The 23,683-nt window shown below is 68.9% G+C and carries 20 protein-coding genes; 10 read left to right on the top strand and 10 right to left on the bottom strand.

All coding sequences use genetic code 11. The annotated features are described in order from the left end of the window. Nucleotides 1-83: 83 nt before the first annotated feature. Both FS845_RS20370 and FS845_RS20365 read right to left on the bottom strand, forming a co-directional pair. Nucleotides 84-1,139, bottom strand: coding sequence for a serine hydrolase domain-containing protein (locus FS845_RS20370; protein ID WP_186332359.1), 1,056 nt, complete (start codon nt 1,137-1,139; stop codon nt 84-86). A 43-nt stretch (nt 1,140-1,182) separates the two neighbouring features. Then, nucleotides 1,183-2,379 carry a pyridoxal-phosphate-dependent aminotransferase family protein gene (locus FS845_RS20365; RefSeq protein ID WP_144638734.1) on the bottom strand — a complete coding sequence of 399 codons (1,197 nt, stop codon included), beginning with the start codon at nt 2,377-2,379 and terminating at the stop codon, nt 1,183-1,185. A gap of 217 nt (nt 2,380-2,596) precedes the next feature. On the opposite strand from FS845_RS20365, the gene FS845_RS20360 reads away from it, so the two are divergent. The 7 genes from FS845_RS20360 to FS845_RS20330 all read left to right on the top strand — a co-directional run bounded on the left by FS845_RS20360 (nt 2,597) and on the right by FS845_RS20330 (nt 10,515). After that, a complete protein-coding gene (locus tag FS845_RS20360; protein ID WP_144638732.1) occupies nt 2,597-3,376 on the top strand; it encodes a GntR family transcriptional regulator in 780 nt (259 codons plus the stop codon). Nucleotides 3,377-3,563: 187 nt separating this feature from the next. Beyond that, a complete protein-coding gene (locus FS845_RS20355) occupies nt 3,564-5,144 on the top strand; it encodes an ABC transporter substrate-binding protein (RefSeq protein ID WP_144638730.1) in 1,581 nt (526 codons plus the stop codon). Between the two features lie 61 nt (nt 5,145-5,205). Next, nucleotides 5,206-6,123 (top strand): ABC transporter permease, encoded by a 918-nt coding sequence (locus FS845_RS20350; protein WP_144638728.1) that lies wholly within the window; start codon nt 5,206-5,208, stop codon nt 6,121-6,123. Nucleotides 6,124-6,133: 10 nt separating this feature from the next. Beyond that, the gene (locus tag FS845_RS20345; protein ID WP_144638726.1) at nt 6,134-7,102 is read left to right on the top strand and encodes an ABC transporter permease; all 969 of its coding nucleotides are present in this window, start codon (nt 6,134-6,136) and stop codon (nt 7,100-7,102) included. A gap of 1 nt (nt 7,103) precedes the next feature. Continuing rightward, on the top strand, nt 7,104-8,090 hold the full coding sequence (locus FS845_RS20340) for an ABC transporter ATP-binding protein (RefSeq protein WP_144638724.1): 987 nt from the start codon (nt 7,104-7,106) through the stop codon (nt 8,088-8,090). Further along, nucleotides 8,087-9,064 (top strand): ABC transporter ATP-binding protein, encoded by a 978-nt coding sequence (locus FS845_RS20335; RefSeq protein WP_144638721.1) that lies wholly within the window; start codon nt 8,087-8,089, stop codon nt 9,062-9,064. The genes FS845_RS20340 and FS845_RS20335 overlap by 4 nt, the downstream gene beginning before the upstream one ends. Further along, nucleotides 9,061-10,515 carry a M20 family metallopeptidase gene (locus tag FS845_RS20330; RefSeq protein ID WP_144638719.1) on the top strand — a complete coding sequence of 485 codons (1,455 nt, stop codon included), beginning with the start codon at nt 9,061-9,063 and terminating at the stop codon, nt 10,513-10,515. The genes FS845_RS20335 and FS845_RS20330 overlap by 4 nt, the downstream gene beginning before the upstream one ends. Here the strand turns inward: FS845_RS20330 and FS845_RS20325 are convergent. Genes FS845_RS20325 through FS845_RS20315 form a run of 3 tightly spaced genes read right to left on the bottom strand, consistent with a single transcriptional unit; the run spans nt 10,508 to nt 14,153 of the window. Further along, nucleotides 10,508-11,863, bottom strand: coding sequence for an MFS transporter (locus FS845_RS20325; RefSeq protein WP_409929318.1), 1,356 nt, complete (start codon nt 11,861-11,863; stop codon nt 10,508-10,510). The two genes, FS845_RS20330 and FS845_RS20325, sit on opposite strands and share 8 nt — an antisense overlap. Beyond that, entirely contained in the window at nt 11,860-12,267 is a 408-nt protein-coding gene (locus FS845_RS20320; RefSeq protein WP_144638716.1) for a GlcG/HbpS family heme-binding protein, read from the bottom strand. The genes FS845_RS20325 and FS845_RS20320 overlap by 4 nt, the downstream gene beginning before the upstream one ends. Beyond that, complete coding sequence (locus FS845_RS20315; protein ID WP_409929316.1) at nt 12,264-14,153, bottom strand: propionate--CoA ligase; 1,890 nt, start codon at nt 14,151-14,153, stop codon at nt 12,264-12,266. The genes FS845_RS20320 and FS845_RS20315 overlap by 4 nt, the downstream gene beginning before the upstream one ends. Nucleotides 14,154-14,516: 363 nt before the next feature. Between FS845_RS20315 and FS845_RS20310 the strand changes: the two genes are divergently transcribed. Beyond that, nucleotides 14,517-15,143, top strand: coding sequence for a C40 family peptidase (locus FS845_RS20310; protein WP_409929324.1), 627 nt, complete (start codon nt 14,517-14,519; stop codon nt 15,141-15,143). 202 nt (nt 15,144-15,345) lie between these two features. On the opposite strand, the gene FS845_RS20305 is transcribed toward FS845_RS20310, so the two are convergent. The 4 genes from FS845_RS20305 to FS845_RS20290 form a co-directional block, all read right to left on the bottom strand. Next, on the bottom strand, nt 15,346-15,678 hold the full coding sequence (locus FS845_RS20305; protein WP_144639169.1) for a DUF2325 domain-containing protein: 333 nt from the start codon (nt 15,676-15,678) through the stop codon (nt 15,346-15,348). A 214-nt stretch (nt 15,679-15,892) separates the two neighbouring features. Next, the gene (locus FS845_RS20300; protein WP_144638713.1) at nt 15,893-16,840 is read right to left on the bottom strand and encodes a CysB family HTH-type transcriptional regulator; all 948 of its coding nucleotides are present in this window, start codon (nt 16,838-16,840) and stop codon (nt 15,893-15,895) included. A gap of 103 nt (nt 16,841-16,943) precedes the next feature. Next, nucleotides 16,944-18,437 (bottom strand): CoA-acylating methylmalonate-semialdehyde dehydrogenase, encoded by a 1,494-nt coding sequence (locus FS845_RS20295; protein ID WP_144638712.1) that lies wholly within the window; start codon nt 18,435-18,437, stop codon nt 16,944-16,946. A gap of 96 nt (nt 18,438-18,533) precedes the next feature. Continuing rightward, nucleotides 18,534-19,781 carry an ABC transporter substrate-binding protein gene (locus FS845_RS20290; RefSeq protein WP_144638711.1) on the bottom strand — a complete coding sequence of 416 codons (1,248 nt, stop codon included), beginning with the start codon at nt 19,779-19,781 and terminating at the stop codon, nt 18,534-18,536. Between the two features lie 135 nt (nt 19,782-19,916). Between FS845_RS20290 and FS845_RS20285 the strand changes: the two genes are divergently transcribed. Next, nucleotides 19,917-20,870 (top strand): LysR family transcriptional regulator, encoded by a 954-nt coding sequence (locus FS845_RS20285; RefSeq protein WP_144639167.1) that lies wholly within the window; start codon nt 19,917-19,919, stop codon nt 20,868-20,870. 101 nt (nt 20,871-20,971) lie between these two features. On the opposite strand, the gene lptF is transcribed toward FS845_RS20285, so the two are convergent. Then, the gene (lptF, locus tag FS845_RS20280) at nt 20,972-22,078 is read right to left on the bottom strand and encodes an LPS export ABC transporter permease LptF (RefSeq protein ID WP_144638710.1); all 1,107 of its coding nucleotides are present in this window, start codon (nt 22,076-22,078) and stop codon (nt 20,972-20,974) included. Between the two features lie 55 nt (nt 22,079-22,133). Here lptF and FS845_RS20275 point away from each other — a divergent pair, with 55 nt between their 5' ends. Then, nucleotides 22,134-23,669 carry a leucyl aminopeptidase gene (locus tag FS845_RS20275; protein WP_144638709.1) on the top strand — a complete coding sequence of 512 codons (1,536 nt, stop codon included), beginning with the start codon at nt 22,134-22,136 and terminating at the stop codon, nt 23,667-23,669. Nucleotides 23,670-23,683 lie beyond the last annotated feature (14 nt).

Genomic DNA, 23,683 nt, shown 5'->3' with positions numbered 1-23,683 from the left:
GGCGTAAGGATAGCAGCCGCGCCCGGCGGCCGTGGCGCCGTCCACGCCACGCCTGCCCCCGGGCGCTTTCCCTGGAAACCCCGCTAGGCGCCGTCCACCGCCTTCAGGATGCGCCCGAACAGCGCGTCGGCATGCGCCGAATTCAGCCACCGCACGATCACCACCATGCGGCGCTCGGGCTCGACCCACGTGAAGGAACTGCCGGCGCCGACGCCGAAGAAACTGGAGGCCGGCAGGCTGGGAAACACCTTGCCCTCGTGGTTGAGCCAGATCAGGAAACCGTAGTACGGCGCCAGCTCGCACGGCGTGCGCATCATCCGCACCCACTTCGAGGACAGCACCTGGCGGCCATCGCGGGCGCGGCCCTCGTCCAGCAGCATCTGGCCGATCAGCGCCTGGTCGACGCTGCTGATGGACATGCCGCCGCCCCAATGCGAGCCGCCGGGCACGGACTGCACGCGCCGTCCGTCCAGCTCGATCCAGGCGTTGTCATAGCCGACCCACTGCCAGTCCTCGCTGGCGCCGAGGGGCCGCGTGACGGCCTCGCGGAACACCTCGGGCAGCGGGCGGCGGAACAGGTGCAGCAACGCGTAAGACAGCTGGTTGATGCGGACGTCGTTGTATTCCCAATAGGTGCCCGGGCGCTGCAGTGGCCGCGGGTCGCCCTTCTTGCCGCCGGGCGGCGTGCCGAAGGTGACGGCGCGGTAGCGGTCCGCCTGGTCGGACACGCCGAAGCGCTCGCCTTCCCATTCGCTGGTCTGCTGCAGCAGGTGGCGCCAGGTGATGTCGGCATTCCGGCCCTCGTCGAAGCCGATACCCGGCACGCGCCGGCCCACGGGTTCGTCCACGTCGGGCAGCAGGCCACTGTCGTGCGCCACGCCGGCCAGGATGGCCAGGTACAGCTTGGCCACGCTGAACGTCAGGTCGGCACGATGGGGCTCGCCCCACGAGGCCACCGTCTTGCCGTCCACCACCACCACGCCCGAGACGGGACCGCGGTCGTGCACCGGCCCCAGCAGGCGGTTCCACGGCGGGGGATCCTGCTGATGCACGCCCCAGACGCCGTCGACGCTGCGGTCCCAGGTGCTTTCGTGGGCGTTGGCGAAATCGATGGCTTGCTGCATCAGCGTGTCGTTCATGGCGGGCTCCTGTGCTTGCCGCGTGTCGTTCGATGAAAGAGGATCAATGCGCCGCGGCGTCCGCATCGCGGGCCAGCAGCGCCATGGCGGCCGACAGGCCGCCCGGCTGGTGGGCCACGCCGGCCAGCGCCAGCCCCATTTCCACACCCGCCAGCGCGCCGCACAGCGACAGGTCGTTGATCTCGCCCAGATGGCCGATGCGGAATACCTGGTCGGCAAGCCGCCCCAGGCCCTGGCCCAGCGACATGTCGTAGCGTTCCAGGATGATCTTGCGCAGCGCGTCGGCGCCCTTGCGCTGGGGCATCAGCACCGCCGTCAGCGCGGGACTGTGGCCCCGCGGGTCCAGGCACACCGTCTCCAGGCCCCACGCCGCCACCGCGGCGCGCGTGGCCGCGGCGTGGCGCAGATGGCGCGCATGCACGCGTGCCAGGCCTTCGCCCTGCAGCATGTCCAGGGCTTCGTGCAGGCCGTACAGCAGCGTGGTCGCGGGGGTATACGGAAAATAGCCCTGCCGGTTGGGCCCGAGCATCTCGCGCCAGTCCCAGTACGACCGCGGCAGGCGGGCCGATTCGGCCATGGCCAGCGCGCGCGGCCCGATGGCGTTGAACGACAGGCCCGGCGGCAGCATCAGGCCCTTCTGCGAACTGGCCACCGTGACGTCCACCCGCCATTCGTCGTGGCGATAGTCGATGGCGCCCAGCGACGAGATCGCGTCCACCATCAGCAAGGCGGGATGGCCGCTGTCGTCGATCGCGGCGCGTATCGCGGCGATGTCGCTGACCACGGCGGTGGAGGTCTCGTTGTGCACCACGCACACGGCCTTGATGCGTTGCTGCGTGTCGGCCGTCAGCCGCTGGCGCACCTGGCCGGGATCGACGCCATGGCGCCAGTCGCCGTCGATCAGCTCGACCTCGAGGCCCAGGCGGCCGGCCAGCCGGCACCACAGTGCCGCGAAGTGGCCGGTCTCGACCATCAGCACGCGGTCGCCAGGCGACAGCGTATTGACCAGCGCGGCCTCCCAGGCGCCGGTGCCCGAGGACGGATAGATGACCACCGGCGACTGGGTGCGGAACACCTGCTGGATGCCGGCCAGCACGGCGCGGCCCAGTTCGCCGAACTCGGGCCCGCGATGATCGATGGTGGGGCGGTCCATGGCGCGCAGCACGCGCTCGGGCACGCTGGTGGGCCCCGGAATGTGCAGGAAATGGCGGCCGGACGGGTGATGATCGAGGCGGAACATGCGAGGCCTTTTAGAAGGTATTTGGTATACCAAGCACGAAATGGCGCGAGTACAGCCCAGGCACGCCCAGGCGTGCCGCCATGCCGGCCTGTTGCCGGCCAGGCACGGCGTCACTTTATCCGATTGCCAGGCCGAGGGAATTGAGGGTATTCACCATACTGACGGTTTTCGCCGAGGGTCCTATAGTGAAAAAAAGCGTGCGGCGATTTTGTATACCATGTGCAGCAGTTCCCTCCTCGACCCTGATGCTGAAGCGGCCGTGAACCCGGAGGATGCCGCGCGTCCGGCGCCGCCGGCCGGTGGCGGCACGCTGCCCGGCACGGTCGCGGGGCAGTTGCGCGAACGCATCATCCAGGGCGAATTCCGGCCCGGCGCACGCCTGAACGAGCGGGCGCTGTGCGAGTTGCTGGGGGTGTCTCGCACTCCGCTGCGCGAGGCCTTTCGCGTGCTGGCGGCCGAAGGGCTGGTGCAGATCGAGCCCAACCGCGGCGCCCGCGTGGCGGTGCTATCCGAACACGCCATCCGCGAGGCCTTCGAGGTCATCGGTGGACTCGAGGCCATGTCGTGCAGGCTGGCCTGCGCCCGGGCCAGCGACGCCGAGATCGCGGAGATCCGCGCGCTGACCTACGAAATGATGGCCAGCCACGCGCGCCAGGACCTGCCGGCCTATTACGGCCTGAACCGCCTCATCCACCAGCGCATCGGCCAGGCGGCGCACAACGCGCTGCTGCTGCAACTGTACGAGGCGCAGAACCTGCGCGTGCAGAACCTGCGGTTCGTTTCGAACGAGGACCGCGCCAAGTGGGACCACGCGATGCGCGAGCACATCGACATGGCCGACGCGCTGGCCGCGCGCGACGGCGACCGGCTGGCGGCCATCATGCGCGAGCACCTGCAGCGCAAGTGCGACGCGGCCCTGCGCAGCGTGGCGCAGGCGGGGGGCGCGCAGCCCGAACCCGAGCCGCATGGTCCGCCCGGCAGCGGCCAGACGCCATAACGGAGCCGCGCACAACATCATCAACGCGGCGCGCCTCTCGGGCCCCAGGGGGGTTGGAGCGAGACGACGGATCACAGCGTTTGCAGTTCAGGCCGGCGTGCCGCCATTCGGGCGGACCGCCGGCCAGTTCGATCGAGCAGCACCGGCAGCATCTCATCCAACCAGATTGGCCTAGAGGGAGCCCACCATGGCTGAATGTCGCGTCAAGTCGTTTGCATCGCCGCACCCCGCCCCATCCACGCTGCTGCGCGGCGCCGCCGCCTCGGCGCTGCTGACCGCCTGCGCCGCGCTGGCCGCGCTGTCGCCCACGGCGGCGCAGGCCGCCAAGAAGGACGACACCGTCCGCATGGCCTACGACCAGGCGCCCGAAAGCGTCGATCCGTACTACAACAACGTGCGCATCGGCGTGATCATCGCCGCCAACGTGTGGGACACCCTGCTCTACCGCGATCCGGTCAGCAACGAATACCGCGGCCAGCTGGCCAAGAGCTGGAAGCAGGTCGACGACAAGACGATGGAATTCGAACTGCGCCAGGGGATCAAGTTCCACAACGGCGAGGAGTTCGACGCGGACTCGGTCGTGTACACGCTGAACTTCGTGGCCGATCCCAAGAACAAGGCCGTCACGCAGCAGAACGTCGCGTGGATCGACAAGGTCGAGAAGATCGACAAGTACCACGTGCGCCTGACCACCAAGCAGCCCTTCCCCGCCGCCAAGGCGTACCTGTCGACCACGGTGGCCATCCACCCGGCCAAGTACTACCAGGAAGTCGGCCCGCAGGGCATGAACGCCAAGCCCGTGGGCACGGGGCCGTACAAGGTCGTCGACTACCAGCCCGGCAAGTCCATCACGCTGGAGCGCAACGCCGACTACTTCAAGGAATCGCCCAAGGCGCAGCCCAAGGTCGGCAAGGTGGTGATCCGCTTCATTCCCGACCGCCAGACCCAGATGGCCGAAGTGATCTCGGGCGGCGAAGACCTGATCATGAGCGTGCCCAAGGACCAGGCCGAGCAGCTGAAGACGGTGCCCTCGCTGCAAGTCATCAATGGCGACACGATGCGCATCGTCTTCATGCAGATGAACATCCAGGACAACACGCCCGCCTCGCCGCTGAAGGACGAGCGCGTGCGCAAGGCGATCAACCACGCCATCGACCGCCAAGCCATCCTGAAGAACATCGTGGGCGACGGCGGCTCGCTGCTGAACGCCATCTGCACGCCGTCGCAGACCGCCTGCTCGCAGGACGTGCAGAGCTACAAGTACGACCCCGCGCTGGCCAAGAAGCTGCTGGCCGAGGCCGGCTATCCGAACGGATTCGAGATCGACCTGGTCGCCTATCGAGAGCGCAACCAGACCGAGGCCATCATCAACTACCTGCAGGCGGTGGGCATCAAGCCGCGCCTGAGCTTCCTGCAGTACGCGGCCATGCGCGACATGATCCGCGCCGGCAAGGCGTCGCTGACGCACCAGACCTGGGCCTCCAACCTGGTGAGCGACGTGTCGGCCTCCACGCCGGTCTACTTCGGCGGCGGCAACGACGACATCACGCGCGACGCCAAGGTGAAGGCATTGCTGGACAAGGGCGACCAGACCATCGACGCGAAGGAACGCGCCGCGGCCTACAAGGAAGCGCTTGGCATCATCGCCGACAAGGCCTACGCCGTGCCGCTCTGGACGCTGCCGGCCTACTACGTGGCAAACAAGGACCTCAACGTCAAGCCTTACTCGGACGAGCTGATCCGTTTCTGGGACATGAGCTGGAAGTAAGCGCCGGCGGCCCGGCACGCAGGCGCCGGGCCGCCTTCAATCGCACGCGAGAGGGGTAGTCATGTTGGGTTTCACACTCAGGCGCCTGAGGCTGGCGCTGCTGGTGGCATTGACGGTGTCGATACTGGCGTTCCTGCTGCTGCACCTGTCGGGCGACCCCGCGCTGGCGCTGGCCGGCGAAGGCGCGCGCCAGGCCGACATCGACGCGGTGCGCAAGGCCTACGGGCTGGATCGTCCGTTGATCGTGCAGTACGCGGACTGGCTGTGGCACGTCGTGCGCGGCGACTTCGGCATGTCCGTGTACTTCAAGACACCGGCCGGCCCGCTGATCTGGGGCAAGCTGCAGACCACGCTGCTGCTGGGCCTGGGCGCGCTGGCGGTGGCGCTGCTCATCTCGATTCCGCTGGGCGTGCTGGCCGCGATCTACAAGGGCAGCCTGATCGACCGCGCCTGCCTGGCGATCGCGGTGCTGGGCCAGGCGCTGCCGAATTTCTTCTTCGCGCTGATCCTGATCATGCTGTTCTCGCTGACGCTGCGCATGCTGCCGGTCTCGGGCAGCGGCACGTGGCAGCACTTCGTCATGCCGTCGATCGCGCTGGGCTATTACGTCGCGCCGGCCTTCATGCGCCTGATCCGCGCCGGCATGGTCGAGGTGCTGGGCGCGGACTACATCCGCACCGCGCGCGCCAAGGGCCTGCCCACGCGAACCGTGATCTTCAAGCATGCGCTGCGCAACGCCATCGTGCCGGTGGTCGCGCTGGCCGCCGTGCAGCTGGGCTACCTGCTGGGCGGCTCGGTGGTGGTGGAGACCATCTTCGCGCTGGACGGCCTGGGTTACCTGGCCTACCAGAGCATCACGTACAAGGACTTCCCGGTAATGCAGCTGATCGTGCTGCTGCTGGCCGTGCTGTACGTGCTGCTGACGCTGGCCGCGGACGTGGCCAACGCCTGGCTGGACCCGCGCATCCGCGCCGCCTGAGGAGCCCGCCATGGACATCCGCACGCTTGCCTCCACGCCGGGCGTCGATACGCCGGGCGTCGATACGCCGGGCGTCGCCACGCCGGGCGTCGATACGTCCGCCGCCAACGTGCCCGCGCCGCCCTTGCGCAGGCGCGCCTTCTGGCGCGCGCTGGGCCACAACAAGGCGCTGCTGGTGGGCGGCGGCCTGCTGCTGCTGATCACGCTGGCCGCGCTGTTCGCGCCCTGGCTGTCGCCGCACGACCCATACTTCCAGGACCTTACCTATCGCACCACGCCGCCCGTCTGGTACGAGAAGGGCACCTGGCTGCATCCGCTGGGCACCGACCAGCTCGGCCGCGACTACCTCTCGCGCCTGATCCACGGCGCGCGCATCTCGCTGCTGATCGGCGCCAGCGTCGCGCTCATCTCGGGGCTGATCGGCACCACGCTGGGCATGGCGGCCGGCTACTTCGGCGGCAGGATCGACACGGCCGTGTCGTTCCTCATCACCACGCGCCTGTCGCTGCCCGTGATCCTGGTGGCGCTGGCCACCGTGGCGCTGGTGGGCGGCTCGCTGTGGGTCGTGATCCTGGTGCTGGGCCTGCTGAAATGGGACCGCTACGTCGTCGTCATGCGCAGCGCCACGCAGCAGGTGCGCTCGCTGGAATACGTGGCGGCGGCGCAGGCGGCGGGCGCCTCCACCTGGCGCATCATCCGCGGCGAGGTGCTGCCCAACGTGGCGCCGCATCTCATCGTGATCGCCACGCTGGAGGCCGCCAGCGCCATCCTGCTCGAAGCCTCCCTGTCCTTCCTGGGCCTGGGCGTGCAGCCGCCCCTGCCCTCGTGGGGCCTGATGATCTCCGAGGCCAAGGCCTACATGTTCTTCTCGTTCTGGCTCATCGCCATCCCGGGCTGCGCGCTGGCGCTGCTGATCTTCGCGATAAACCTCGCGGGCGACGGCCTGCACCAACTGCTCACGCCGCAGGAAAGGAGCTGAGATGGCGAACGACACTGCATTGGAGATCGAGGGGCTGTCGGTCGACATCGACACGGCCGGCGGCACGCTGCACGCGGTGCGCGACGTGTCGTTCCAGGTGCGGCGCGGACAGACGCTGTGTCTGGTGGGCGAATCCGGCTGCGGCAAGTCCATGACGTCGCTGGCCATCATGGGGCTGCTGCCGCGCGCCGCGCGGCGCAGCGCCCGGCGCCTGTCCATCATGGGCGAGGACCTGGCGCGCGCCAGCCGGCGGCGCGCCAATGCGCTGCGCGGCGACAAGATGGCCATGATCTTCCAGGAACCCATGACCGCGCTGAACCCGGCCTACACCATCGGCACCCAGCTGACCGAGCACTATATCCACCACCGCAAGGCCAGCGCGGCGCAGGCGCGCGAGCGCGCGGCCGAGCTGCTGCACAAGGTGGGCATCGCCTCGGCGGGCCAGCGCCTGGAGCAGTATCCGCACCAGCTGTCGGGGGGCCTGCGCCAGCGCGTGATGATCGCGATGGCGCTGATGTGCGGCCCCGAGGTGCTGATCGCCGACGAGCCCAGCACCGCGCTGGACGTCACCATCCAGGCGCAGATCCTGCGCCTGCTGGCCGACCTGCAGGCCGAACTGGGCATCGCCATGGTGCTGATCACGCACGACCTGGGCGTGGTCGCGCGCATCGCGCATCACGTGGCGGTGATGTACGCGGGCCAGGTGGTCGAAGCCGCACCGGTTCGCGAGCTCTTCGCCAGCCCGCGGCATCCCTACACGCGCGGCCTGCTGGACTGTATCCCGGTGCCCGGCCGCAGCACGCCGGGCAGCCCGCTGGGCACGATACCTGGCGTCGTGCCCTCGCTGGTCGGGGACTTCGCCGGCTGCGCCTTCGCCGACCGCTGCCGCTACGCGGAACCCTCATGCCGCGCAGCCATCCCCTTGCACCGCAGCGAACAGGGACAGCAGTGGCGCTGCGTCCACACCGATCTGGGAGCCGTTGCATGAACCCGACCTCCGCTCCGCTGCTGCGCACGCGCCAGGTCCAGCGCAGCTTCCGGGTGGGCGCCGGCATGTTCCGCCCGCGCCGCACCCTGCACGCCGTCAACGGCGTGGACCTCGCCGTCGAACGCGGCTCGGTGCTGGGCATCGTCGGCGAATCGGGCTGCGGCAAGTCCACCCTTGCCCGCCTGCTGCTGGGCCTGACCGCGCCCAGCGCCGGCCACATCGAGCTGGACGGACAGGACATCGCGCAGCTCGGCCGCCGCGCCATGGCCAGGCGCCTGCAGCCGATCTTCCAGGATCCCTACTCCTCGCTGAACCCGCGCCGCAGCATCGCTTCCATCGTGTCCTTGCCGCTCGAAGTGCACGGCATTCCCAATCCGAAACAGCACAAGGCCATCGAGATGCTGGAGCGGGTCGGCCTGCCGTCCCGCCTGGCGCACAACACGCCCAACCAGCTGTCCGGCGGGCAGCGCCAGCGCGTGGCCATCGCGCGCGCGCTGGTCATGAAGCCCGAACTGGTGATCTGCGACGAGCCCACCTCGGCGCTGGACGTCTCGGTGCAGGCGCAGATCATGAACCTGCTGATGGAGCTGCGCCGCGACTTCAACCTGACCTATGTGTTCATCAGCCACAACCTGGCGGTGGTCGAGCACATCGCCACCCACGTGGCGGTGATGTATCTCGGCCGCGTGGTCGAGTCGGCCCCCACCGCGGAGCTGTTCGCGCGCCCGCGCCATCCGTACACGCAGGCGCTGCTGGCCTCGGTGCTCACGCCCGAGCCGGGCCTGGGCCTGCCGGACACCGGCCTGGGCATCTCGTTTCCCGACCCGCTGAACCCGCCGTCCGGCTGCCCCTTCCACCCGCGTTGCCCGCACGCGATGCCCGTCTGCGCGCAGGCGCGGCCCGCACTGCGCGCGGACAGCCAGGGCGCCGCCGCCTGCCACCTCGTCTTCCCGCCCACAGAGGAACCCGCATGAACCCGCCGAGCCGCCCCAAGGGCGAATACCGGAGTGCGCAGCACGAAGGTACGCCCGCAACCCGCACACTAGCCATTGAACAAGCCGAGCGACATTTCGATTCCGGCGCCTTCCGCGAACTGCTGGCGCGGCGCCTCGCCGTGCCCACCGAAAGCCAGAATCCGGATCGCGCGGAGGCATTGGAGCAATACCTGCGCACCGAGATGCGCCCGGCGTTCGAAGCCATGGGATTCACGTGCCGCGAACTGACGCACGAGAAGGCGAAGGCGCCCTTCCTGTATGCCGAGCGCATCGAGGACCCCGCCCTGCCCACCGTATTCGGCTACGGCCATGGCGACGTTATCCGCGGCCTGGAACCGGAATGGCTGCCGGGCCTGTCGCCCTGGACGCTGACCGAATCGCAGCAGCGCTGGTACGGCCGCGGCATCGCCGACAACAAGGGCCAGCACACCGTCAACATGGAGGCGCTGCGCATCGTGCACCAGACGCGCGGGCGGCTGGGCTTCAACGCCAAATACCTGATCGAGATGGGCGAGGAAACCGGCTCGCCGGGCCTGCGCGAACTGTGCGTAGCGAACCGCGAGACCTTCGCCGCCGACGTGCTGGTCGCCTCCGACGGCCCGCGCCTGAGCGCGCCGCGCCCCACCGTCTTCCTGGGTGCCCGGGGCAGCCTGAACTTCGACCTGACCATCGACGCGCGCGCGGGCGGCCATCACTCCGGCAACTGGGGCGGCCTGATCTCCAACCCCGGCATCCAGCTGGCGCATGCCATCGCCTCGCTGGTGTCGCCTACCGGGCAGATACGCGTGCCCGAGTGGCGCCCCCAGGCGCTGCCGGACTCGGTGCGGCGCGTGCTGGCCGACTGCGAGGTCGACGGCGGCGCCGACGGCCCGGTCATCGAGCCGGACTGGGGCGAACCGGGCCTGTCGCCGGCCGAGCGCGTGTTCGGCTGGTGTTCGTTCGAAGTGTTGGCCTTCAAGACGGGCAACCCCGACACGCCGGTCAACGCCATCCCGCCGCGCGCCTGGGCGCGCTGCCAGCTGCGCTTCGTGGTCGGCGTGGATCCCGACGACCTGATGCCGGCGCTGCGGCGCCACCTGGACCGCGAGGGCTTCCAGATGGTGAAGGTCGCGACCACGCGCGAAAGCATGTTCCGCGCCACGCGGCTGGACCCGGACGATCCCTGGGTGGGCTGGACGGTCGCGTCGCTGGAACAGACCAGCGGCAAGAAGACCGCCATCCTGCCGAACCTGGGCGGTTCGCTGCCCAACGACATCTTCACCGACGTGCTGGGCCTGCCCACGGTGTGGGTGCCGCACTCGTATCCCGGTTGTTCGCAGCATGCGCCCAACGAACATCTGCCGCCCGAGCTGCTGCGCGAGGCGCTGCGGCTGATGACGGGCCTGTACTGGGACATGGGCGCGGGCGGCACGCCCGGAAGGATCAGCTGACGGCCTGGCCGCCGCCCGCCTGGCGCGCGATGCCGCGCGCCATGTCCACCCGCGCCAGCAGCAGCAGGCCGCCGACGAAGAACACGCCGGTGACCAGGATGGCCAGCCGGTGGTTGCCCAGCGTGATCCAGGTGACCAGCCCGTAGGTCAGCGGCCCGATAACCGCCGCCAGCTGGATGGCGAAGGTCCACAGCCCGAAGAACTCCGCCAGCCGCGCGGGCGGCGCCAGCGCGCCCACCATGGCGCGGCCCGCGCTCTGGCTGGTGCCCATGCACAACCCGGCCAGCATGGCCGACACCCAGAACACCGGCGCGGTGACGGCGGCGAAGGCCGTCAGCACCATCACGATCCAGCCCGCCAGCGTCAGGGCCAGCGCGCGCTTGTGGCCGATGCGGTCCTGTACGTAGCCGAAGCTGAACGCGCCGACGGCCGCGGCGATGTTGACCGTGAACACCAGCATCATGGTCTGCGACATGCCGAAGCCCATGACCTGTTCGGCGTACACGGCGGCCAGCGTGACCACCACGGCGATGCCGGCCTGGTAGCTGGCGCCGCACATCAGCAGCCGGCGGAATTCGGGATAGTGCTGGCCGGTGTCGCGCCAGGCGCGGCCCAGGCGCGCCAGCATGTCCAGCACGCCGGACTGGCCCAGCGCGGGCGCGTGCGGCCGAGCGCGTTCGCGCAGCAGGAAGAAAGACGGCAGCGCCGCCAGCGCGAACATCACGGCGGTGACCACCACCACCCACGGCACGTATTGCGCCGCCCCCAGGCCGCGCGCCTCGCCGCCCATGACCACGGCCAGCGACAGGCCCAGCGTGAGCATGCCGCCGCAATAGCCGAAGCTCCAGCCCCATCCCGACACGCGGCCCAGCGCATGCGGGCGCGCCAGTTCGGGCAGGAACGCGGCGATGATGGATTCGCCGATGCAATAGCAGTAGTTGGACAGCGCGATGGCGGCCAGCGCCAGCCACACGTCGCCGGGCCCGGCCTGCGTCAGGACCAGCGTGGCCGCCACGCAGCCCAGCGTGCTGGTGTAGAGCAGCCGACGCTTGCCGGCGCGCGCGTCGGCGCGCGCGCCCAGCGTCGGCATGGTCAGCATGATGGCCAGGTAGGACAGCGACAGGGCCGCCGTCCAGGCCAGCGTGGCCCAGTGCGCCCGGCCGCCCACCACACCGACGAAATACGTGCTGAACACCGTCGTGAGGATGACGGTGGTGTAGCCCGAATTAGCGAAGTCGTACATCGCCCAGGCCCACAACTCGCGCCGGGTGACGCCGGGGTTCAGCGCGCCCCGCGCCGGCGCATCGGGTGCGCCGGCCGGGGCTTGCCCGGACGCGTCCGGAATCACAGGCCCAGCGCGGCAATGCCCGCGCGGGCGATCTCTGCGTCTTCGTTCGACTTCACGCCGGACACGCCGACCGCGCCGATCACCTGGCCTTCGGCCACGATGACCACGCCGCCCTCGAGCATGCCTTCGAGCTGCGGCGCCGACAGGAACGCGGTGCGGCCCTTGTTGATGACCTCCTCGTAGCCGGCGGAGTCGCGGCGGCCCAGGGCCGCGGTGCGCGCCTTGGCGGGCGCGATGTACGAAGACACCGGCGCCACGCCGTCCAGGCGCAGCAGGCCCAGTTGATGGCCGCCGTCGTCGGCCACGGCGATGGTCACGGCCCACTTGTTGGCCAGCGCATGGGCTTCGGCCGCCGCCAGGATTTTCTTCACGTCGTCGGCGGTCAGCACGGGTTTGCTTTTCATTGCAAGGATTCCTTGATCTGTTGCAGGGCTGTGGGATCTTCGATGGTGGTGAGGTCGCCCGGGTCGCGGTTCTCGCACACGGCGACGATGGCCCGGCGCAGCACCTTGCCCGAGCGCGTCTTGGGCAGCGCGCCGACGAAGCGGATGCGCGCAGGCCGCGCCACCGCGCCGAGCTGCTCTTCCACGACCCGCATGATATCGCCTTCCAGCGCGCGGGCGGCGTCGGCGTCCTGCGCGTCGTCGGGCCGCTTCAACACCACGAAGGCCATGGCCACCTGCCCCTTCAACTCGTCGGCCACGCCCACCACGGCGCACTCGGCCACCCCTGCATGGCCATTGATGGACTCCTCGATCTCGCGCGTGCCCAGGCGGTGCCCCGCCACGTTGATGACGTCGTCGGTGCGGCCCAGGATGTACCAGTAGCCGTCCTCGTCCACCCGCCCCCAGTCGAAGGTGGAATACACCTGGCGGCCCGGAATGGACGTGAAATAGGTCTGCACGAAGCGCTCGTCGTCGCCCCAGATGGTGGCCATGGCGCCCGGCGGCAGCGGCGGCTCGATGGCCACCACGCCCTTCTCGCCGGGCTCCAGGTCTTCGCCCGTGGCCTCGCTGACGATGCGCACGTCGAAGCCGTAGGTGGGAAACGACGGGCTGCCGAAGCGCGTGGCCACGCGCTCGACGCCCGGCTGCGCCGACAGGATCGGCCAGCCCGATTCGGTCTGCCAGTAATTGTCGATGATGGGCTTGCCCAGCCCTTCGGACACCCAGCGCGCGGTGGGCTCGTCCAGCGGCTCGCCGGCCAGGTACACGGCGCGCAGCGTGGACAGGTCGTGGCGGCGCAGCAGCGCCGGGTCCTGGCGCTTGAGCACGCGCACGGCCGTGGGCGCCGAGAACAGCGTGTTCACGCCGAACCGTTCTACCAGCTTCCACAGGATGGCGCCATCGGGCCGCACCGGCGTGCCCTCGTACAGCACGGTGGCCTGCCCGCCGATCAGCGGGCCGTAGACGATGTACGAGTGCCCCACCACCCAGCCGATGTCGCTGGTGCAGAAGAAGGTGTCGCCGGGCTTGCCGTCGAACAGGTATTCCATGGAAGCGGCCAGCGCCACGGCATAGCCGCCGGTGTCGCGCTGCACGCCCTTGGGACGGCCCGTGGTGCCCGAGGTGTACAGCACGTAGCTGGGCTCCGACGACTCCATCCATTGCACCGGCACCTCGGCGCCGTCGTGGCGGCGGCGCAGCTCGGCGTAGTCCAGGTCGCGGCCGGCCTGCGGCGCGTACGGAACCAGTCCGCGGTCCAGCACGATGACGGCCGAGGGCGGCTGCTTGCACAGGCCCAGCGCCTTGTCGACCAGCGGCTTGTACGGCACGACCTTGCCGGCCCGCGAGCCGCCGTCGGCGCAGATCAGCACCTTGGGCGCGGCGTCGTCGATGCGCTGCGCCAGGTTCACCGACGCGAAGCCGCCGAACACCACGGAGTGCACCGCGCCGATGCGGGCGCAGGCCAGCATGGCGAAGACCGCCTCGGGCACCATCGGCATGTAGATCAGCACGCGGTCGCCGCGGTCCACGCCCTGCTCGCGCAGCATGGCCGCCACCGCGTTCACCTCGGCGTGCAGCTGGGCGCGCGTGTAGACGCGCTCCTGGTCGACCTCGGTGGAGACCCACGCCAGCGCCGTCCGGTCGCCGAACTGCGGCAGCCAGCGGTCGACGGCGTTGTAGCAGAGATTGGTGCGGCCCCCGACATACCAGCGGGCGAAGGGCAGGCGGCTGTCGTCCAGGACCTGGGAGAACGGCGTTTCCCAGTGGACGCGCTGCGATTCGTCGCGCCAGAACCCGTCGGGGTCATGGATGGACCGATAGTGGAAATCCCGGGTTTTTTCCATGTATGTCTCCTGATATATTTCGGTAGCCTTTTGCAGCAAGCCGTTATGCCGCATCGGCGTCCAGGTCGCTCTTTTCTTGCAGCATTCACTGGTCTTATCGTGGCACGCACGGCTTCATGAAGCGTGCCGCGGCGCCCTCAGTCTCTCCGAGGATCGCGCCAAGATCAACCCGCATTTCCCGTAGAACCGTGCGAGATGTCTGCGTTGACCACACAGACTGTCACAATCGGTTTGATAGAATCGCGCTATTCCTTGTTACCCTCCGGTGGCCGCTCCCGGCCCCACCAGCGTAGTTTTTCCTCGAGAACAATGCCTCAGACCAGGCCCCACTCCTCGCTTGCCGTTTCCAATACCCGCCGCGCCATGCCGTGGGTCCGGTTGCTCGGCGCGATCAGTTGTGTGGTGGTGATGGCAGGCTGCGCGAACAACCAGGTGGGCGGCCCCCGCGCCGACCGCCACGACTACGGCAACGAAGGCGGCTACGACCGCTACGATGGCGACTGGACGGCCTCCAGCGATCCCATCGGCGAACTGGTGTCGCAGAAGCTGGCCCGCAAGTCCGAGCCGCGCCGTTCCCTGTCCCTGGCCGACGACAACCCGCTGGTGGGCGAAGCCCTCACCCAGCTGGGCGTGCGCTACCGCTTCGGCGGCAGTTCGCCCGACACCGGTTTCGATTGCAGCGGCCTGGTGCGCTATTCGGCCGAACGTTCGCTGGGCCTGAAGCTGCCCCGCAATGCCGCCGAGATCGCCGGCTGGGGCACCTCCGTGTCGCGCGACGAGCTGCGTCCCGGCGACCTGGTGTTCTTCAACACGATGGGCCGCCGCTACTCGCACGTCGGCATCTACATGGGCGCCGACCGCTTCGTCCACTCCCCCAGCGCGGGCGGCGTGGTGCGCGTCGAGGACATGAAAATGGCCTACTGGAACAAGCGCTACAACGGCGCGCGCCGCATCTCCAGCACGGGCGTGGCCTCGGCCCGCGCCGACTGAATCCTGCCAGGCGCACAGGCAATGCCCTCCGGGCCCGCGATGCGGGCCCGTCGTCATTCCGGGCCGCGCTGTGCGTCGCCTCCGTCCGCCTGCCTGCCTGTCCCATCAAGCACGAAGCGGCCGGACCGCCATGCGTTCCGGCCGCTTCCTTGTCTCGCATCACGCCCGCGGCGCCACCCGCGGCGGTCTCAGCCGACGATGTTCAACGCGCGTTGGGGCACTGGGCGGCGTTGGGGCACAGGCCGCATTGCTGCAGCGCCTGCTGCATGCTGCACACCGAGCGCCGACAAGCCACCACGCGGATGCCGGCGCGCTGCGCGGCATGGCGAAATGTCTTCATGACGTTGTGGCCCAGGAAATCCGTCAGAAGGATCACCAGTTGGGTGCCCGAGGGCAACTGCAACGTCTTCTTCTGATGCGAGGGATCACGGCCGCTGATGTGGTGCGTGATCGAAATGTTGTGCCCTTTCAGGAGGTCCGGAATATTGCCGAGTCGATCGGCGCCCACTATCACTGCACTCAGTCCTGCCGCCACTGCCGCCATGGTGATGCTCCCTGGTGTGTTTGAGACTGGTGTTAATGATAATGATTCCTATTGTTTAGTCAAATCAAATGAGATCGGTTCTTATTTAATCTTTTAATGACCCCGCTGTTCCGATAGCCGCGTCCAGTGGGACGGACATAAAAAAACGCCGCATTCGCGGCGTTCTCGTCGGATCGCCCCCGCCAGGGGGGGCGGCGGGGCGGGTTCACTCGGCGCGCGCGCCCTGCACCGCTTCGGTCACCACCTGGCGCGACAGCGCGGGGGCCAGCATTTCCAGGAAGGTGTAGACGTAGTCGCGCAGGAACACGCCCGACTTCAGGCCCACGCGGGTGGTGTGCGTGCCGAACAGGTGGCCGACCGGCAGTCCCACCAGGTTGCCGTCGCGGCGCGGGTCGTACGCCACGCCGGCGATGATGCCGATGCCAAGGCCCACGTCCACGTAGGTCTTGATGACGTCGGCATCGATGGCTTCCAGCACGATGTCGGGATGGATGCCCTGGGTGGCGAACACCTCGTCGATGGTGGACCGCCCCGTGAACGCGCGGTCGTAGGTGACGATGGGAAATTCGGCCAGCTGGTTCAGCGTCAGGCGCTTCGCCTCGCTGGAGGTCAGCTCGGCCAGCGGATGATCGGGCCGCACCACCACGGTGTGCTCCCAGGCATAGACCGGCAGCGTGGCCAGGCCGGGCGTCAGCGCCAGCGACTCGGTGGCCAGCGCCAGGTCGGCCTGCTCATGCAACACCATCTCGGCCAGTTGCGCCGGGCTGCCTTCGGCCAGCGACAGGTGCACCTTGGGGAACTGCTTGCGGAAAGCGGGGATGACGCGCGGCAGCAGGTAGCGCGCCTGGGTGTGCGTACACGCGATGACCAGGCCGCCTTCGTCGCGGCGGGCGAACTCGTCGCTGACTTTCTTCAGGTTGTCGACTTCGCGCATGATGCGGTCGATGACCTGCGAGACGGCCAGGCCGGGTTTGGTCAGCCCCTTGATGCGCTTGCCGTGGCGTTCGAAGATCTTCACGCCGAGCTCGTCCTCGAACTCGATGATGGCCTTCGACACCCCGGGCTGGGAGGTGTAGAGCATCCGGGCGGCTTCGGTCAGGTTGAAGTCGCGCCGGATGGTCTCTCGCACGAAGCGGAATTGCTGCAGGTTCATGAAGTCGGCCCTTCTTGGGAAGAACTGATTATAAGTAATATAGAACCTTGTCCAAATAACTTATAAATATAAACTTACATGCGTCCCCCACAGCAGCGGACGGTCAGCGCATGGAGATCGTGGTGTTCACCGTACGCCCATGCGCCGACCAGCGCGCCGTCACCGTCTTGGTCTGCGTCCAGAACTGCACGGCCTGCTTGCCGTTGGGGCCCAGGTCGCCCAGCTTGGAGCCCCGCGAACCGGTGAAGCTGAACCAGGCCACCGGCACCGGAATGGGAATGTTGATGCCCACCTGCCCCACGTCGATGTTGTTCTGGAAGTAGCGCGCGGCGCCGCCGTCCTGCGTGAACAGCGCCACGCCGTTGCCGTTGGGATTGCGGTTGACGAAGGCCACCGCCTCTTCCAGGGTCTCCACGCCCACCACGCACAGCACCGGCCCGAAGACCTCTTCGGTGTAGATGTTCATGGTCTCGGTCACGTCGCCGAATACCGTGGGCCCCACGAAGTTGCCCTGCTCGAAGCCCGCGACCTTGACGTCGCGGCCGTCCAGCAGCAGCCTGGCGCCTTCGTCCACGCCCTGCTGGATCAGGCTCTCGACGCGCTTGCGCGCGTTGGCCGACACCAGCGGGCCCAGGTCGGCCTGGCGATCGGTGCCGGCATTCACCTTCAGTTGCCTGGCGCGCTCGACGAATTCGGGCAGCCAATTGCGCGCCTCGCCCACCAGCACCGCCACCGAGGCCGCCATGCAGCGCTGGCCCGCGGCGCCGAAGGCCGCGCCCAGCAGCTGGTTCAGCGCCACCTCGGGATCGGCGTCGGGCAGCACCACGCAATGGTTCTTGGCGCCCATCATCGCCTGGCAGCGCTTGCCCGCGGCCGAGGCGCGGTTGTAGATTTCCGTGCCCACGCGCGTCGAGCCGATGAATGACACCGCCTTGACGTCCGGATGCTCGCACAGGCCGTTGGCGATGTCCGGGCCGCCATGCACCACGTTCAGCACGCCGGGCGGCAGGCCGGCTTCCAGCGCGAGCTGGGCCAGGAACAGCGTGGAAGACGGATCCTGCTCGGAGGGCTTGAGCACGAAAGTGTTGCCGCAAGCCACCGCCAGCGGGAACATGAAGCACGGCAGCATCACCGGGAAGTTGAACGCGGTGATGCCTGCGCACACGCCCAACGGCTGGATCAGCGTGTATACGTCGATGCCCGAGGCCGCGTTCTCGGCGTACTCGCCCAGCTGCAGGCTGGCGATCGAGCATGCGTGCTCCACCACCTCCAGCCCGCGCCCCACTTCGCCTTCGGCGTCGGGCAGGGTCTTGCCGTGCTCGCGCGTGATCAGTTCGGCCAGCTTGCCGGTGTTGTCGCGCATCAGTTGCTGCAGCTTCAGCATCACGCGCATGCGCGCGCCCTGGCCGCTGTTGCGCCAGCCCTGGTAGGCCTCCTTCGCGTTGGCCACGGCGCGGTCCAGTTCCTCGCGGGTGGCCATGGGGACCCGCGCGACCACTTCCTGGGTGGCGGGGTTGATCACGTCGCGCCACTGCGTGGTCTTGGACTGCACCAGCTCGCCGCCGATCAACAGCGGCAGGTTCGGGACTTCGGCCATGTTCTTTGCTCCTCGCACTGCTTGGGTTGTCATGCGCGGCCTCGCGGGCCGCTCGGGTGTCGATGAATATCGTTGGTGATTGCCCGCGTCCGACGACTACTTGCCCGCCGTGACCAGCGGGCACGAGGATTCGGACAGCGGCTGGAACGCCTCGGCGGCGGGAATGGTCGCCACCAGCTTGGAATAGTCCCAGCCGCCCTTGGAATCGCCGGGCGTCTTCACTTCGTACAGGTACATGTCGTGGATCACGCGCCCGTCGGGCCGGATCGACGCATTGCGCATGATCGGGTCGCGGATCGGCGTGGCCCGCATTTTGTCGGCCACCACTTTGCCGTCGGTGCTCCCCGCGGCCGCCACGGCGCGCAGGTAGTGCAGCACGCTGGAATACACGCCCGCATGCGTCATGGTCGGCTTGGTGCCGCGGTACGCCTTTTCGAATCGCGCCGACCACTGGCGCGAGGCATCGTCGTGGTCCCAGTAGAACCCGTCGACGTAGGACAGCCCCTGCGCGTTCTCCAGGCCCAGCGCGCGCAGGTCGGACAGGAAGACCAGCAGCGACACCAGCCGCTGCCCGCCCGCCACGATGCCGAACTCGCGCGCCTGCTTCACCGCGTTCACCGTGTCCTGGCCGCCATTGGCCAGCGCCACCACCTGCGCCTTCGAGCTCTGCGCCTGCAGCAGATAGGACGCGAAATCCGGCGCGTTCAGCGGGTGCCGCACGCTGCCCGCCACCGAGCCGCCCAGCGCCTTGACGGCCTTGGCCGTATCGGCCTCCAGCGAGTGGCCGAAGGCGTAGTCCACCGTGACGAAATACCAGGACTTTCCCCCCGCGCGCACCGTGGCCTTGGCGCCGCCGGCCGACTGGGAATAGGTGTCGAACATCCAGTGGAAGCCGACCGGCGAGCAGTCCTTGTTGGTCAGCGCCGTGGTGGCCGGGCCCGAGAACATCACCACCTTGTTCTTTTCGCGCGCGATGCCCTGGACGGCCAGCGCCACGGCCGAGTTGGTCAGGTCGGCGATGGCGGTGACGCCATCGCGGTCGAACCACTCGCGCGCCCGCGCCGCGCCCACGTCGGCCTTGTTCTGGTTGTCGGCCGACACCAGCTCGATGCGCATGCCCTTGCATTCGGCGGCCAGGCAATCGTCGATGGCCAGCTGCGCGGCCGCCACCGAACCGGCGCCGCCCATCGCGGCGTAGGTGCCCGACATGTCGGTCAGGATGCCGATCTTCACCGGCGGGCGTTCGGCCGCGCCGGCGTGCGTGGAAATCAGGGAGGCGGCCAATGCGGTGGCCAATGCGCCCAGCCGCAGCCCCGCGGCCAGGCCGCTTGCGTGCATCGTCATGCGTGTCTCCTCGGTATTGTTGTATGGGTCCCGCAAGCGGTCCCTTTCCGAGTGTAGGTGTGTGAAAATCCCCGAGCAACACTACAGATGCACATTCGTTGTGCATCCATGCACAACGATACGGAGACCTTGGCCATGCTCGATTGGGACAGCCTGCGCTACTTCCTGGCGGTGGCGCGCACGCAGCGCGTCAGTGCGGCGGCGCGCCTGCTGGGGGTGGAACACACGACGGTGTCGCGTCGCATCCGCCTGCTGGAGACCGAGCTGGACAGCCTGCTGTTCGAGAAATCGCGCAGCGCCGGCTTCATGCTGACGGGCGACGGGCAACGGTTGTTCGTGCACGCCGAGCAGATGGAGAACGCGGTGGCGGCCGCGCGCGAAAGCCTGTCGGGTATCGGCCAGGCGCTGTCGGGCCACCTGCGCATCGGCGCCACGGAGGGCTTCGGCAGCTACGTGCTGACGCCGCTGGCGGCGGACTTCCAGCGGCGTTATCCGCACATCACGCTGGACATCCTGCCGGTGCCGCGCTTCGTCAGCCTGTCCAAGCGCGAGGCGGACCTGGCGATCACCATCGAACGTCCGCAGCGCGGGCCCTATGTGTGCAGCAAGCTGTGCGACTACACGCTGATGCTGTACGGCACCCCCGGCTACCTGGCGCGCCATGCGCCGATCCAGCGGCGCGAAGACCTGGCCGGCCACAGCTTCATCGGGTACGTGGAGGAACTGGTGTTCAGCCAGCGGCTGCGCTACCTGGAAGACCTGCTGCCCGACAGCCGGGTGGTGCTGCGCAGCACCAGCGTGATCGCGCAATACCACGCGGCGCTGCAGGGCCGCTCGCTGGCCATCCTGCCGTGCTTCATCGCCGCCCAGGACCCGCGCCTGCAGCCCGTGCTGCCGCAGGAGATCGCCATCGTGCGCAGCTTCTGGATGTATTGCCACGAAGACCTGCGGCGCCTGAAGCGCGTGGCCGTGCTGTGGGATTTCCTGCGCCGCTCGGTGCAGCGCAACGCGCCGCTGCTGGCAGGCACGCAGGGGCGCATGCATTACCTGCCCGAGGGGCGCGGAAAAGAGGACGAGGCGGGCGCGTAGCCCGTGCAGGCCCGCGGACGTGCGTCCCAAGGCACCGGGCACCCGCTGCCGGTCGCCCGCAGCCGGTCGCCCGCAGCCGGTCGCCCGCGGCCGCCGTCCCGTCAGGCCTTGGCTTCGCGCGGCGCCTTCAGCCGCAGCCGCCGCATCAGCAGCCACCCGAACAATGCCGCCACCACGGCGTGGATGAGCCATACGCCCAGTCCGAAACTGAGCTTGCCGTCGCCGATCCAGGCTCGCGACAGGTTGATCAGGTTCATGTACAGCAGCGCGATCAGGCCGGCCATCAGCAGATCGCCGGAGCGGCCCAGGCGCGGATTGACCGCGCCCAGCGGAATGGCCAGCAGCGCCAGGTTGAGCGTGGCCAGCGGCATCGCGATGCGCCACATCACCTGCGACCACGAGCTGTCGGTGTTGTCCGCGACCAGCTGCATCGTGTGGCGCGCCTTGCTGGAGCGCTCGGCCGCGGCGCGCGCGTCGGCCGCCGGATCCACGCCCGCCTTGCTTTCCAGGCGGATGCCGTAGCGGTCGAAGTCGACCAGCCGCACCTCGGGCGTGCCCGGCTTCAGGTCATAGCGATGGCCCCGTCCCAGCACCAGGAAGCGGTCGCCATTGGGCATGGTCTCGGTGTGGGCGCTGCTGGCGGTCAGCACGCTGTGCCATTCGGGATCGATGGCGCGCGCGAAGACGTTGCCCAGCTCGTCGGTGGGCTGCGCCGGATCCTCGGCGAAGAACACCCGGTTGCCGCGATCGGATTCGGCGAACTGACCGGCCGTGACCTTGGACAGGTCGGAGCGCTGCTCGAAGCGCTGGCGGTACTCGCCGATCTGCCGGTAGGCCCACGGCGACGCCACCAGCGTGAGCACCGCCACGATGATGGCGGTGGGCACGGCCACGCGCAGCACCGGACGCAGCCAGTCGGCCAGCGACAGGCCGCTGGCGAACCACACGACCATCTCGGATTCGCGGTAATTGCGCGTGACGGTGGTGAGCACCGCGATGAACAGGGCCACCGCCATGATGGTGGGCAAGGCGGTGACGGTGGAGAACGCCGCCAGGCCGACCACGACGTCGGCGCCGATGGAGCCGCCTGCCGCCTCGCCCAGCAGGCGCACCAGCAGAACGCTGAGCCACACCACCACCAGGGTAGAGAACACCACGCCGGCGTGACTGGTGATCTCGCTGACGACAGACCGTTTGAAGAGGGACATGAGAAAAATGCGGGATAATCGAGCGGTATCGATGAGCCACTCGGGGATTTTCCTCATGGAATTTAGCACACAGACCACCGCTTCCCTGCATCAGATCAAGACCGCCGCGCTGGCGGTGGGAGTCTATGCGGACGGCCACCTCAGCCCCGCCGCCGAACTGATCGACCGCGCCGCCAACGCCGCGCTGCGCACCGTCGTCAAGGCCGAGTTCCGGGCCCGTCCCGGCGCCACCCTGGTCCTGCGCAACCTGCCCGGCGTCGCCGCGCAGCGCGTGGTGCTGGTCGGCCTGGGCAAGCGCGAGGAATACTCGGCCCGCACCCACGCCAGCGCCGAACAGGCGTTCGCCGCGGCCTGCGTCGCGGCCCAGCTGACCGAAGGCGTGTCCACGCTGGCCGCGCTGGACATCCCCGGCACGCCGCTGCGCGCCCGCGCCCGCACGGCCGCCATCGCAGCCGGCAGCGCCACCTATCACTACGACGCCACCTTCGGCAAACCCGACCGCGATGCGCGCCCCAAGCTGCGCAAGATCGTGCAGGTGGTCGAACGGGCCGACACCGCGCAGGCCCAGCAAGGCCTGCGCGAAGGCGCCGCCATCGCCAACGGCATGGAACTGACCCGCACGCTGGGCAACCTGCCCGGCAACGTCTGCACGCCCACCTATCTGGGCGAGACCGCCAAGAAACTCGCCCGCGAATTCAAGAGCCTGAAGGTCGAGGTGCTCGAGCGCAAGCAGATCGAGGCGCTGGGCATGGGCTCGTTCCTGTCGGTGGCCCGCGGCTCCGACGAACCGCCGCGCTTCATCGTGCTGCGCCACGCCGGCGCGGCGCCCGCCCCGGCCGCCAAGAAGGCCAAATCGGCGTCGGCCGCCGGCGGCGCCGCCGCCGGGCCCGTCGTGCTCGTCGGCAAGGGCATCACGTTCGACTCGGGGGGCATCTCGATCAAGCCCGCGGCCACCATGGACGAGATGAAGTACGACATGTGCGGCGCCGCCAGCGTGCTGGGCACCTTCCGCGCCCTGGCCGAACTGGAACTGCCGTTCGAGGTCATCGGCCTGATCGCCGCGTGCGAGAACATGCCCAGCGGCAAGGCCAACAAGCCGGGCGACGTGGTCACCAGCCTGTCCGGCCAGACCATCGAGATCCTCAACACCGACGCCGAAGGCCGCCTGGTGCTGTGCGACGCCCTCACCTACGCCGAACGCTTCAAGCCCTCGGCCGTGATCGACATCGCCACGCTCACCGGTGCCTGCGTGGTCGCGCTGGGCGGCGTCAACACCGGCCTGTTCGCCAAGGACGACGCCCTGGCCGACGCCCTGCTGGCCGCCGGCCGCCAGGCGCTGGACACGGCCTGGCGCATGCCGATGGACGATGCCTACCAGGAACAGCTGAAGTCCAACTTCGCCGACATCGCCAACATCGGCGGCCCGCAGGCGGGCGCCGTCACGGCGGCGTGCTTCCTGTCGCGCTTCGCCAAGGCCTATCCGTGGGCGCACCTGGACATCGCCGGCACCGCCTGGAAGGGCGGCAAGGACAAGGGCGCCACGGGCCGTCCGGTGCCGCTGCTGACGCAGTACCTGCTGGACCGCGCCTGAACCGGCGGGGGCCG

It is taken from the genome of Bordetella genomosp. 13 (genome assembly GCF_007679965.1).
Taxonomy (GTDB): Bacteria; Pseudomonadota; Gammaproteobacteria; order Burkholderiales; family Burkholderiaceae_B; genus Bordetella.
The sequence above is the reverse complement of the archived record's forward strand: the minus strand, read 5'-3'. Positions and strand labels throughout refer to the sequence as shown.